Below are 12,867 nucleotides of genomic sequence, written 5' to 3'. Positions count from 1 at the left end.
TCGAGATGCGCGAGTTTCGCGCGCTCCATGAACACTTCCGCGCCGCGGGCGCGACGATCGCCGGCGTCACCACCGATTCGATCGAGAGCTGCCGTGACTGGGCCGCTCGACTCCAGCTTCCCTATCCCCTGCTGTCGGACGAGCGCCGGCTCGCGGGGCGCGAGTTCCATGTCATGCGCGAACTGGGAATTGGCGGCTGGAAGATCGACCTGTTTCGCCGCACCACGTTCCTGGCCGACCGCCACGGAGTGGTGCGCGCGATCTGGACGCGAGTCGGCGTGCGCCGGCACGGCCGCGAAGTGCTGAAATTCGTGCGCACGCTGGAAGCCGCGCGCCTCACGGGCGCGATGGAGCCGCCGCCGGACTCGCCTCGGGCGCCGGGCGCGCCTTCAGCACCACCAGCGTGAGGTCGTCGCTCGGACCGCGCTCGCCCGCCCAGTCCACCACCGCCTTCTCGATCTGCTCCAGGATCTGCGCGGCGGAGCGATCGGCGTGCGCGCGCACCACGTCCTCGAGGCGCCGGGTGCCGAACTGCTCGCCGCTGGCGGATTCGGCTTCCGAGATTCCGTCGGTGTACATCACCAGCACGTCGCCGGGACGCAGCGCGACCGGACGCTCGTCGTAGCGAGCGTCGGGCAGCACGCCCAGGGCCACTCCGCCCTCGACCAGCAGCTCGGTGGTGCCGTCGGCGCGCATCAGGATGGGCGGATCGTGACCGGCATTGGAGAAGATCAGCACGTGGTTCCGGAAATCGAGGACGCCATAGAACGAGGTGACGAATCGGTCGCGTTCGGTGCTCTCGTGGAGCAGGGTGTTGACCTTGCGCATCACCGCCCGGATCGCGAATTCGTTGCGGATTTCGGCGAGCAGGCTCATGCGGAAGCCGGCCATCAGCAGCGCGGCGGGAATCCCCTTGCCCGACACGTCGGCGATCGCGAGGCCGAGGCGTGAATCCGACACCTGAATGAAATCGTAGTAGTCGCCGCCCACCTGGTCGTGCGGGCGCGTCGCCCCCGCCAGGTCGTAGCCCTGGAGCACCGGCGAGGCGGACGGCAGGAACGAGAGCTGGATCTCGCGCGCGATCGCCAGCTCCTTCTCGAGCCGACGGCGCTCGAGCAGCTCGCGCGTCAGGCGCGCGCGCTCGATCGCCACCGCCGCCTGCGACGCGAACGCCATCAGCAACTCGAGATGTCCATCGTGATAGGCATCCTCGAGATCGCGCTCGAGATTGAAGACGCCCAGCGTGCGCCCCTGGAGGATGAGCGGCGCCGCCAGCTCGCTGCGCGTCTGGGGCCGAGCGGCGATGTAACGACGGTCGCGCTTCACGTCGGGCACGATCACCGGCTCCCCGGTCTTCGCCACCCAGCCGACGATGCCCTGGCCGACCTGCAGTCGAAACGCCTCTTCGGAGCCCTGCGGATATCCGATGGCGGCCACCGGCTCGAGCGCCTGCGTGGTCTTGTTGACCAGATAGATGGCCGCCCCGTCGAACGAGACCACCTCGCGCAGGCCCCGGAAGATCGCCTCGAACACCTCGTCGAGGTCGAGCGGCGCCGAGAGCGTGCGCGAGACTTCCAGCAGCACGTCTTTCTCGAGCGCGCGGCGCTCGGTCTCTTCGAACAGCAGCGCGTTGTCGAGGGCGAACGCCACCTGCTCGCTGGCGACGTCGAGCCGCTCGAGATCGGCGACGACGAAGTCCTCGCCGCCGCGCTTGTCGAGGCATTCGATCACGCCGAACGCCTCGCCGCGGCGAAAGAGTGGCACCACCAGCGCGGTGCGGAACTCCGGCACCACGCCGCGCAACGTCGGGCGCGCGTCGCCGGCGCCGAGCCTCAGGGGCTGTCCCTGCTCGAGGCACCAGCCCGCCAGCCCTTCGCCTCGCTGGATGCGGATGTGGATCGGCGGCGCGTCGCCCGGGCCGAACTCGCGGGTCTCGAGCCGCATGCCCCCCCGGCGCGCCACCCAGATCCGCACCCGTTCCGCGTCCACCACCCGCCGGATCTGCCGGGTCGCGGCCTTCAACAGCTCGTTGAGGTTGCTCGCGGCGCGAAACGCTTCCGCGTTCCGCTGACCGTGGGCGGTCAGGATGTGCAGCAGTTCGTCGGAGGCGGGCTCGGCCTCGTCGCGCGGCATGGATTCCACCGGATGATCCACCATGAAGCGGAACCTAGCATCGCGATCATCCGCTGCCAACCGTTCCGGCTGCGAAGGATCGTGCAGATTGCACGGCCCGATCGGTGGTGCCGGCGAGCGCGTTCACCCGCGCGACGCGGACCGCTCGGGCACGTCGAATCACGGTCAACGACCGCTTCGAACGCGCCGATAAATCCGACACGCCCGCTCATCGCCCGCGCCCGTGGAGCCCAGGATGGCCAAAGAGCACAAGCGACTCGGAGATCTGCTGCTCGAAGAGAATCTGATCTCCGCACAGGATCTCCAGACCGCCGTCGAGGAACAGCGCAAGACCGGCCAGTTGCTTGGCGCCACCCTGATCCAGCTCGGATTGATCACCGAGGACGTGCTGCTCGAGTACCTGCAGCGTCAGCTCGGCCTTCCACTCGTCGACCTCAACGAAGTGGTGGTGGACGAGCAGGTCCTCCAATACGTGAAGGAAGATCTGGCGCGCAAGTATCTCGCGATGCCTTTCGACGTCGAGGGCAAGCGCACGCTCAAGGTGGCCATGGCCGACCCGCTCAACGTCGCGGCCCTCGAGGACCTGCGCTTTCACAGCGGCATGTTCATCCAGCCGGTGCTGGCCACGCCTTCCTCGATCCTTCAGGCGATCGAGCGCTTCTACGACATCGACTCCTCGATGAACGAGGTGCTCTCGAGCATCATCAACGTCGAGGAGGAGGTGTCGGTGAGCGCCGTGAGTCTCGACGAGCCCGCCGATGCCATCGACCAGCTCAAGGCGGAAGCCGAAGGCCGCCCGATCGTGCGGCTCACCAACTGGCTGCTCCATCGCGCCGTCGAGGATCGCGCCAGCGACATCCACATCGAACCCCAGGACCGCGATCTGGTGGTGCGCCTGCGCATCGATGGACTCCTGCAGGAAGTGCAGAAGCTGCCCAAGTGGACGCAGAGCGCGATCGTCTCGCGCATCAAGGTGCTCTCGAACCTCGACATCGCCGAGAAGCGACAGCCTCAGGACGGACGCCTGATGGTGGAGATCGGCGGCCGGCGCGTGGACATGCGCGTGTCCACGCTGCCGGTGACCAACGGCGAGAAAGTCGTGATCCGGGTGATCGACCAGGGCCGCACCCGTGTCTCGCTCGAGGAGCTCGGCTTCCTCTCCGACCACCTCGATCAGATCCGCCGCTACCTCGACCGCCCGCAGGGCATCGTCCTGGTGACCGGGCCCACCGGTTCGGGCAAGTCGACGTTGCTCTACTCGGCGCTGCGCCATCTGCAGCACGAGACCAAGAACATCGTGACCGTCGAGGATCCGGTCGAGTTCCAACTCTCGGGCATCAATCAGGTGCAGGTGGACGAGAAGGGCAAGAAGACGTTCGCCGGAGCGCTGCGCGCCATCCTTCGCCAGGATCCCGACATCATCATGATCGGCGAGATCCGCGACAAGGAGACCGCCCAGATCGCCTTCCGCGCCTCGGTCACCGGCCATCTGGTATTGAGCACGCTGCACACCAACGACGCGCCCGGCGCGGTGACGCGCCTGATCGATCTTGGGCTCGAGCCGTTCATGGTGGCGACCGCGCTGGTGGGCGTGGTCGCGATGCGTCTGGTGCGCACCCTGTGCCCGAAGTGTCGCGAGGAATACGAGGCCGACGCCTCGACTCTCAACCGCATCTCGAGCGGCGGGCACCAGGGCACGGTGACCCTCCATCGCGGACGCGGGTGCTCGAGCTGCCGCGAAACCGGATATGCCGGGCGCACCGGCATCTTCGAGATGTTCGAAGTCGACGAGACCCTGCGCAGTCTGATCATCCGCAACTCTCCGGACGCCGTGATCCGCCAGTCGGCGATCGAATCCGGCATGCGCTCCATCGGTGAGGATGGGCTGAAGAAAGTGATGACCGGCCGCACCACGCTCGAAGAAGTCACGCGCGTCGTCTATCTGGCCGAGCAGGCCGGGCGCGTGTGCCCGAGCTGCCACATGTTCCTCAACCAGGAGTTCGAGTTCTGCCCGGGATGCGGTGAGTTCGTGGGCGAGCACTGCACCAAGTGTCGGAAGCGACTCAACGCCGAGTGGAGTTTCTGTCCCGCCTGCGGGGCCGAATCCGAGCGCATGCTCTCCGGCGGCCAGGTGCACGAGCTGCCAGCGCGCGCGCGGCGTCCGCGCGCAGCCAACGAGAAGCTGAGAAAGGCCTCGTGACGAGGCGCCTGAAGCAGTTGTGGCGGGTCAATCGCGGCCTTCTGGTCCTGCTCGGGATCGTCGCGGTCACCGGCGTCATCCACTTCTTCGTCGTGAATCAGCGCGCCTTTCTCAACTTCTACTACGTGCCGGTGGTGTTCGGCGCGTATTCGCTGGGCCTGCGCAAGGGCGTCTATTCGGCGCTGTTCTCGTGCGCGATCGTCTTCGCGATCGCGTTCGCGAACGCCGGCCAGTTCGCCGGCCAGGAACCGGAAGGCTGGATGCGCTGGCTGGACCTGTGCACCTGGGGATGCTTCCTGGTGCTCACCTCCTACGTCGTCGGCACGCTCTACGAGGAGAAGGAGGCCCAGCTTCGTGACCTGCATCAGGCCTATCACGGTATTCTCGAGCTGATGTCCAAGTTCATCGACTCGGTCGATCGCTACACCGAGAATCACTCCCGCCGGGTGGCCGAATATTCGGTGGAGCTGGCGCGGGCGGTCGGACTCTCGGAAATCGAAGTCGAGAACATCCGCGTGGGCGCCTATCTCCACGACATCGGTAAGGTCGACATCAGCGCCGAGGTCCTGCGCAAGGCCGCCGGCCTCACCGAGGAGGAGATGACCGAGATGCGCCGGCACGTCGAGGTCGGCGAGACCATGGTGCGCTCGATGGGCGGCATCCTGCGTCATGTGATTCCGATGGTCGCCTACCACCACGAGCGCTGGGACGGCACCGGCTACAAGGGCCTTCAGGGCGAGCAGATTCCGATCGGCGCGCGCATCATCGCGGTCGCCGACACCTACGACGCCATCGTCACCGATCGCGCCTACCGCAAGGGACGCACGCCGCTGCAAGCCATGAAGATCCTGCGGGAAGCGAGCGGAAGCCAGTTCGATCCCGCGATCATCGAGATCTTTCTCCAGCTCTACGACGTCGCGACTTCCGACGAAGCCGACCGCCAGGCGGCCTGACCCCCGCTCCTCACACCTTCGGTGGCACGTCGAAGTAAGATGCGGCAATGCCGTTCACGTTTGCACATCCCGCCGCCATCCTTCCGATCCGGCGCGCCGCGCCCCGGCGGTTCGTGCTGTCGGCGCTGGTGATCGGGAGCATGACGCCGGATTTCGCCTACCTGATGCCCGGGCTCGTCAGCCGGCTCCAGAGCCACTCGCTGCGCGGTTCGGTCTTCTTCTCGTTGCCGGTCGGATTCGCCACCTATGTGATCTACCACCTGGTGCTCAAGGTTCCACTCGCCGCCCTGCTGCCGGCATCGCTCCAGCCGCGCGCCGCCGAGCAGATCGCCCGCTGGCCGGGCCTGCCGAGCCGCTCGATTCCCGCGATCCTGTTCTCGCTGTGGGTCGGCGCGCTCACGCACATCGCCTGGGATTCCTTCACTCATGCCGGGAGCCCGGTGGTGATGCGCTTGCCGGCGCTGAGCGCCACCCTGTTCACGGTATTCGGGTATCCGGTGCGCTGCTTCCGACTGCTCCAGCACGTGAGCACGCTGGCCGGATTGCTGGCGATCGCCTGGGTGCTGCGCGGCGTCGCGCGACGCGCGCCTGAGCAGCCGGCGCTGGCGCTTCCCACCGAGCGACTCTCGGCGCCGGAGCGCGCCGCCCGCATCGCGGCGCTGGTGCTGCTGCCGGCGGTCGCGGCGCTGGCGCTGGTGTGGGAGGACTGGCGCGAGGCGGCGAGCAGCGCCGACTATCACTCGGCGATGTTCGTGACCGTCGCGACCTCGCTCACCTGCCTCGGTCTGGCGCTGCTGGTGTACGGCCTCGCGTGGCACGCGCTGCGGCGCCGGAGCGGGCCGAGTTGAGCTAGAATTCGCGAGTCTCTGCGGGTTCACAACCCTGAGGAGGAGAATTGCCGGCACTCTACTTGGTCGTGATTTCCGCGCTGGCGGCGGTGGTCGGCTATCGCACCTACGGCGCGTTCCTGGCCGCGCGGGTGGCGACGCTCGACGACCTGAAGACGACCCCGGCCCACACCCGGCGCGACGGTCGCGACTACGTTCCCACCCACCGCTGGGTGCTGTTCGGTCACCATTTCGCGGCGATCGCCGGCGCGGGCCCGCTGATCGGGCCGGTGCTGGCGGCGCAGTTCGGCTACCTGCCGGGGTTCCTCTGGCTGCTGGTCGGCTCGGTGCTGGCCGGCGGCGCCCATGACTTCGTGATCCTCACGGCCTCCGTCCGCCACGGCGGTCGCTCGCTCGCCAACATCGCCCGCGAGGAGGTCAGTCCGGTGACCGGGGCGGCGACCGCGATCGCGATCGTGTTCGTGATGATCGTGGCGCTCGCGGCGATGGCGCTGGTGGTGGTGAACTCCTTGAAGGAGAGCGCCTGGGGCGTGTTCAGCATCGCGCTCACCATTCCGATCGCGCTGGCGATGGGACTGTGGCTCAAGGGCGTCCGCCCGGGCGCGATTCGCGGCGTCACGATCTTCGGGGTGATCGCGCTGCTGCTGGCGGTCGCGGCCGGCGCGTGGATCCAGGGCTCGCCGATGCGCGCGTGGTTCCTGTACCCGGAGAAAGGCATCGCCGCCGGCGTCATGGTCTACGGCTTCGTCGCCGCGGTGCTGCCGGTGTGGCTGCTGCTCGCCCCGCGCGACTACCTTTCGAGCTTCATGAAGATCGGCGCGATCGGCCTGCTCGCGATCGGCGTGATCCTGGTCAACCCGAAGCTGCAGATGCCGGCGCTGACGCCGTTCATCCACGGCGGCGGCCCGGTGTTCCCCGGCACGCTCTTCCCCTACGTGTTCATCACCATCGCCTGCGGCGCGATCTCGGGATTCCACTCGCTGATCGCCTCGGGGACCACGCCCAAGATGATCGATCGCGAGCGCGACATCCTGCCGATCTCCTACGGCGCCATGGTGCTCGAGGGCTTCGTCGGCGTGATCGCGCTGATCGCCGCCTGCGCGCTCCAGCCCGCCGACTACTTCGCGATTAACGCGCGCCCCGAGGTGTTCGCGAAGCTCGGCATGGCGGTGCAGAACCTGCACGTGCTGGAGGCCCAGGTCGGGGAGCAGCTCGCGGGACGCCCGGGCGGCGCGGTGTCGCTGGCGGTCGGAATGGCGCAGATCTTCTCGGCGCTGCCCTTCCTGAAGAATCTGATGGCGTTCTGGTACCACTTCGCCATCATGTTCGAGGCACTGTTCGTGCTGACCCTGATCGATGCCGGCACGCGCGTCACGCGCTACATGCTGCAGGAAGTGGGCGGCATGGCGGTGCCCTCGCTGCGCGATTGGCGAGGGATGGCGCCCGCGGCCCTGTTCAGCGCGCTGGCGGTGCTCGGCTGGGGCTATTTCGTGTGGACCGGCAGCGTGAGCACGGTGTGGCCGATGCTCGGAGTGTGCAACCAGATGCTGGCGGCGTTCGCGCTCGCGATCGGCACCTCGGTCCTCATCAATATGGGGCGCGCGCGCTACGCGTGGTGCACGCTGGTGCCGCTGGCCTTCATGATCGTCAACACGCTGACCGCGGGCTGGCTCAATCTGTCGGTCAACTACCTGCGCCCCCAACTGCTCGCCGGCGCGCCGTCGCTGTGGGCGGCGTTCGTCGCCGCTCCCGCTCCCGCCAAGCTGCAAAGCGTGGTCACGCTGATCGTCATGGCGCTGCTGGTGGTGGTGGTGCTCGACAGCCTGGCGCGCTGGACGCGCTGGTTGATGGGCTCGCGAGCCATGCTCGCGGACTCCCCTTCGACACCGACTTCCTGACCGCCGTGCAGCGCCGCCACGCGCTGATTCCCCTGATCGTCCTGGCCTTTCTGCTGGCCGGCGTCATCGCCTGGCGCGTCGAGCTGATTCGCGTGGATCGCGGCCGGGATCGGCCCCGGCCGCTCGCACTGATCCCTGTGGAACGACGCGCCGCCGTCTCGTGCGACGTGGTGCTGCCGGTGGTGCCGGTCGGCATGGCGCGCGTGCGCTCGGCCGAGCATCCGTTGCTCATTCACTACTGGGCGCCGTGGGAGCGCGATTCGCGCGCGCAATCGGCAGCGCTCGATTCATTGGCGCAGGAGTTTCGAAGCGGCGAGCTGCGCATCGTGCTGGTGGCGTTCGATCCCTTCCCCTCGGTGGCGCGCTATGTCGGCCGCCAGCGCCTGCGGCTCCCGGTGCTGCTCGATGGTCCGGGCGAGCTGCGCGCCCGCATACCCTGTCCGCGCGTTCCCCATACCGTGGTGCTCGATCGAGCCGGCCGCGTGGCGGTGGCTCAATCCGGCGAAGTGGACTGGCTCTCGCCCGAAACGCGGCGGGTGCTCGAGGCGGTGGAACGGGAGTCGGCGGCCGGAGAGCCGAAACGCGTGAGCTGACGCCTGGCGGCCCCAGGAAGCTAGGGATAGACCCGGTGCCACGGCCCGGCGTGATCGATCAGGTAGCCGAGTCCCGTTCCGGCGACGAGGCCGAGCAGGATGGGGACGCCGTTCGGTCCCTCTCCGCCTGGGAGAACGCTATCCGGGCTTTCGGAGATGGCCACGCCGACGCCGACGCTGAATCCGACCACTCCCCCGACGATCGGACCGATTCCGTGTCCGGCTCGACGCACGCGGACCGAATCCATCTCGCTCCAGGAGTACGCCCGTTCCTCCGACGTCGCGCGCACGTTGGAGATCCCGCTGTACCGGGTCTGGATCGAGATCCCGTCAGAGGACGCGGTGGCGCGGTGACCGAGCAGGTTCTCAGGACCGAAAAACACCTGGATATCGTGATACCTCTCGAGCGCGAGCTGGATCTCCGCGAGGCGCGTGGGGTCGGGCGCGGCGACCGAGTCCGACCTCGGGACCGCCGGAGTGGCGGCCAGCGAATCCGCCGGGGCGGACCCGGCGCGAGCCGCATCGGGTCGGAGCAGCAGGACTCCTGCCGCGGCGAAACACGCCACGCCGAGTCGAGCGGCCCGCCCTGGCATCACGCCGTCCCGGGCACCGCCGGATAGAGCCGGTCGAATTCGGGCTCGCCGTGGAGCAGCATCAGATCCGGATCACGCCGCGCCCAGATCGGATCGCGATAGCCGGCCTTCCAGGCGCGGCTCATCGCGTCGAGGGCTTCGGCCTTGCGATTGAGGGCGCAGAAGGTGCAGGCGGCGTTGTAGTGCACCATGGCCTCGTCGGGTCGCAGCACCATGGCGAGACTGGCCTCGCGAATCGCGTCCTCGACCCGCTCGAGGGCCGCGTAGTCGGTGGCGAGCAGCGTTCTCGCGCGGGCGTCCTCGGGCATCTCCTTGAGATGGTTTTCGAGCGCCTGGATCGAGCGCTGGCGCACGTTGCGCAGCGCCTCCTCCTTGCCCAGCACCGCCAGCGCGTTTTCGATCGGCACGTAGATGTTGTAGTCGTTGCCGCTCGATTCGAGCGCGGCATCCGTGATCTCGGCGACCTCGACGTTGCGACCGGCCGAGAACAGCGCGCGCAACAGCAGGTAGTAGGCGCCCTCGCAATCGCTCTTGAGCTCGATCGCGCGCCGGGCGCAGCCGATCGATTCCTCGACCAGATCGGCGGCGTAGTGGATCCAGCCGCGCGCCACCTCCACCTCGGGCAGATGCGGCCTGAGCGCGACCGCGCGCTCGCAGGCCGATTCGGCGCGATCGATCCACTTCCGTTCCCGATCGTACAGGTAGTAGTAGCTGGCGCAGACGTTGGCGATCGCGGCGTGAGCCAGTGCGAACTCGGGATCCTGCGCCACCGCGCTCTCGAACATCTGGAGTGCGAATTCCGAGTCGTGACGGGTCAGGCGGCGCGCGTAGCTCTTGCCACGCAGGTAGAGATCGTAGGCCTGGAGGTTCTCGGTGGGCTTGGCGGCCAGCGCCGCCTGCTCCTGGGGCGAGAGCGTGATGCGCAGCGCCTCCGCGATCTTGCGCGCGATCTCGTCCTGCACCTCGAAGACGTCCTTCATTTCCCGGTCGTAGCGCTCCGACCACAGCGGAAAGTCGGTGTGCGTGTCCACCAGCTGGGCGTTGATGCGCAGCCGAGTGCCGGCGCGTCGCAGACTGCCCGCCAGCACGTAGGCGGCCTTCAACTGCTGGCCGATCTGAGCCGGCGTCACCTGCTTGTCGCGATAGGCGAGCACCGTCGGACGCGAAAAGATGTTCAACCCGCGGATCTTCGACAGCTCGGTGATGATGTCTTCGGTGATGCCGTCGCGCAGGTATTCGTCTTCCTTCACCCCGCTCAGGTTCTCGAAATAGAGCACGGCGATCGATTTTTCGGCCTGGGCCCGACTCGCGCCCCCGCGGCTCTCGACGGCGTCCGACGCCCGGCGCGCGCCCGACTCGACGTCGCGCTTGAGCCGAATCAGGTCGGTCTTGAGGTCGGTCGCGCTCTGATAGCGAAGGTTGCGATCCTTCTCGAGCGCCTTCTCGAGAATCCGGCTCAGCCCGGCGGGCAGAGCGGGATTCACCTGGTCCACCAGCGGCGGCTCGCGATTCAGGATGGCCTCGTAGATGATCGCCGAGGTGTCGCCCTCGAACGGCTTGATGCCGGTCGCCATCTCGTACAGGACGGCGCCGAAGGAAAAGAGATCGGTGCGCGCGTCGGTGAGCTGGCCGCGCGCCTGTTCGGGCGACATGTAGGCCACGGTGCCGAGCGTGGTTCCGGGCATCGTCAGCTCTTCCCGAGGGCCGACGGTTTCCATGTGCGAGGCGACACCCGCGGCCGGCGCCGCTCGGCGTTCGCCGCCCACCTTGGCCAGGCCGAAGTCGAGGATCTTGGCCTGCCCGCGAGAGCTCACGAAGATGTTGGCGGGCTTGATATCGCGGTGAACGATGCCCTTCGCGTGCGCCGACTCGAGCGCGTCGGCGATCTGGATTCCGAGCGAGAGGGTCTGGTCGAGCGGCAGCGCCCGGCCGTTCAGCTTCTGGGCGAGGTTCTCGCCTTCGAGCAGCTCCATCACGATGAAATGCTGCTGCTCGAGCTGCTCGATGGCGAAGATGGTGCAAATGCCGGGGTGATTCAGTGCGGACGCTGCACGTGCCTCGCGCTGGAAGCGCTCCAAGGCCTGCGCATCCTGGCCCATCTCCGGCGTCAGGAATTTGAGGGCGACCCGCCGGCCGAGCTTCGAGTCCTCGGCCTCGTACACCACACCCATGCCGCCACTGCCGAGCTTCCGGAGAATCGTGTAGTGCCCGAAGCTCTTGCTCACCATGGATTCCATGAGCCTTGGATGCTACGGGCCGCCCGCGGCAGGGTCAAGAATTCGAGCGCGATGGGGGCCCCAAGCGCGGAACGAATGGGAAAGTGCTAGCTTTTGCGCCGCGAGATCCGTACTGCCCCAGCTCGGCGAGGTCGTTTTCCGCGGCCCGAGTGGCCGCAAGTTCTCGGCGAAATCTGGGGAGGTGCGCTCGTCATGTGGAATTCCGGAAGTCGTACCCGTTTGGTCCTGTTGCTCGGTCTCACCCTGATGGTCGTGGCGCTGCCCGCGTCGGCTCGCCGCCGCGGCTCTGATTCGAAGGCCGCCGCGGACACCACGAAGGCGAAGCCCGCGGCCGCCGCTCAGCCCGCCGCTTCGGCCCCGGCTGCGCCTACGGCGGCTGCACCCGCAGCACCGGCTGCACCCGCAGCGGCTGCACCCGCGGCAGCTGCACCCGCGGCAGCGGCCGCGGCGGCAGCGCCCCGGATGCCCGCTCTCTCGGACAGCGCTCGGGCGGCGCTGAAGGCCGAAGTCGGCCACCAGCTCAAGCAGCTCGCCGACACGCTCAACGTCAGTCAGGAGCAACGCGACAAGGCTCGCCCCATTCTCCTCGACCATGCCTATCAGCTCCGGCAGATCCGAATGAAGTACGCCGCGGTCGATCGGACCCCCGCGAACCGGGCGGCTCTCCAGAAGGACGTGGCGAATCTGCGTGACGCGACCGATGCCAAGCTCGCGGGCGTCTTCACGCCCGAGCAGATGGCGGCCTACAAGAGTTGGCGCGAGCAATCGATGACCCGGGTGAAGTCCAGGATGGGGGTCGCAGACAGCACCGCGGCTGGTCACAAGTAATCGCGCGGTAACCGGCATTCACCGCCGCTCGACGACTTCCGTCGGGCGGCGGTTCTGTTGTTGCGTGTCGGCGCGCGCGGGGGCGTCTGCTCGCTCGCAGACCGGCCGTGCGCGCGGATCCGAGCGCGCTGGCGTCGCGGGCAAGTTCGCGGCAATATCCCGCGATTCACTCGAATTCACGTCATCTGCCCGGAGGACTCCGTGAAGCGCTCCCTGGTAGCCATCGCGTTGATCGCGGCCATTGCCCCGGCACCGCCGTTCGCCGCCGCTGCCGCCGGCAAGCCGTCCGCTCCCAAGTCGCAGTCCAGGTCCACGGGAGGGCCCGCGTCCTCGAGCAAGACCTCGAAACCCGACGCGGACTCGCTGTTCCGCTCGGGAACGTTTTCGGGACTCAAGTTCCGCTCGATCGGTCCGGCCTTCATGTCGGGACGCATCGTGGATATCGCGGTGCATCCGTCCGACAAGTCCGCCTGGTACGTCGCGTCGGCCAGCGGCGGCGTGTGGAAGACTTCCAACGCCGGCGTGACCTGGGATCCGATCTTCGACGACCAGGGCTCCTACTCGATCGGCTGCGTGACCATCGA

At 67.9% G+C, this 12,867-nt stretch carries 11 protein-coding genes; 8 read left to right on the top strand and 3 right to left on the bottom strand.

The genetic code is table 11. The features are described 5' to 3' along the window. The first annotated feature begins 5 nt into the window (after positions 1–5). Complete coding sequence (locus tag VMJ70_14820; GenBank protein HTO92401.1) at positions 6–407, top strand: peroxiredoxin; 402 nt, start codon at positions 6–8, stop codon at positions 405–407. Here VMJ70_14820 and VMJ70_14815 read toward each other — a convergent pair. After that, on the bottom strand, positions 337–2,133 hold the full coding sequence (locus VMJ70_14815; GenBank protein HTO92400.1) for a SpoIIE family protein phosphatase: 1,797 nt from the start codon (positions 2,131–2,133) through the stop codon (positions 337–339). The two genes, VMJ70_14820 and VMJ70_14815, sit on opposite strands and share 71 nt — an antisense overlap. A 235-nt stretch (positions 2,134–2,368) precedes the next feature. On the opposite strand from VMJ70_14815, the gene VMJ70_14810 reads away from it, so the two are divergent. From VMJ70_14810 to VMJ70_14790, 5 genes are read left to right on the top strand one after another with little or no spacing between them, the layout of a single operon-like run. Beyond that, positions 2,369–4,333, top strand: a complete 1,965-nt coding sequence (locus VMJ70_14810) for an ATPase, T2SS/T4P/T4SS family (GenBank protein HTO92399.1) — start codon at positions 2,369–2,371, stop codon at positions 4,331–4,333. Continuing rightward, positions 4,330–5,286 (top strand): HD-GYP domain-containing protein, encoded by a 957-nt coding sequence (locus tag VMJ70_14805; GenBank protein HTO92398.1) that lies wholly within the window; start codon positions 4,330–4,332, stop codon positions 5,284–5,286. The genes VMJ70_14810 and VMJ70_14805 overlap by 4 nt, the downstream gene beginning before the upstream one ends. A gap of 47 nt (positions 5,287–5,333) precedes the next feature. Beyond that, positions 5,334–6,134 carry a DUF4184 family protein gene (locus VMJ70_14800; GenBank protein ID HTO92397.1) on the top strand — a complete coding sequence of 267 codons (801 nt, stop codon included), beginning with the start codon at positions 5,334–5,336 and terminating at the stop codon, positions 6,132–6,134. A 47-nt stretch (positions 6,135–6,181) separates the two neighbouring features. Then, complete coding sequence (locus tag VMJ70_14795; GenBank protein ID HTO92396.1) at positions 6,182–8,032, top strand: carbon starvation protein A; 1,851 nt, start codon at positions 6,182–6,184, stop codon at positions 8,030–8,032. 5 nt (positions 8,033–8,037) lie between these two features. Continuing rightward, positions 8,038–8,625 (top strand): TlpA disulfide reductase family protein, encoded by a 588-nt coding sequence (locus VMJ70_14790; GenBank protein HTO92395.1) that lies wholly within the window; start codon positions 8,038–8,040, stop codon positions 8,623–8,625. A 20-nt stretch (positions 8,626–8,645) separates the two neighbouring features. Here VMJ70_14790 and VMJ70_14785 read toward each other — a convergent pair whose 3' ends face one another. After that, the gene (locus VMJ70_14785; GenBank protein HTO92394.1) at positions 8,646–9,008 is read right to left on the bottom strand and encodes a hypothetical protein; all 363 of its coding nucleotides are present in this window, start codon (positions 9,006–9,008) and stop codon (positions 8,646–8,648) included. Positions 9,009–9,217: 209 nt separating this feature from the next. Next, on the bottom strand, positions 9,218–11,455 hold the full coding sequence (locus tag VMJ70_14780) for a protein kinase (protein ID HTO92393.1): 2,238 nt from the start codon (positions 11,453–11,455) through the stop codon (positions 9,218–9,220). Between the two features lie 462 nt (positions 11,456–11,917). Here VMJ70_14780 and VMJ70_14775 point away from each other — a divergent pair, with 462 nt between their 5' ends. Together VMJ70_14775 and VMJ70_14770 are read left to right on the top strand one after the other, a co-directional pair. After that, a complete protein-coding gene (locus VMJ70_14775; protein ID HTO92392.1) occupies positions 11,918–12,283 on the top strand; it encodes a hypothetical protein in 366 nt (121 codons plus the stop codon). A gap of 201 nt (positions 12,284–12,484) precedes the next feature. Continuing rightward, on the top strand, positions 12,485–12,867 hold a 383-nt coding region (locus tag VMJ70_14770), incomplete at its 3' end, for a hypothetical protein (GenBank protein ID HTO92391.1).

Source organism: Candidatus Sulfotelmatobacter sp., assembly GCA_035498555.1.
Lineage (GTDB): Bacteria > Eisenbacteria > RBG-16-71-46 > RBG-16-71-46 > RBG-16-71-46 > DATKAB01.
This window is presented reverse-complemented; position numbering and strand designations above follow the sequence as displayed.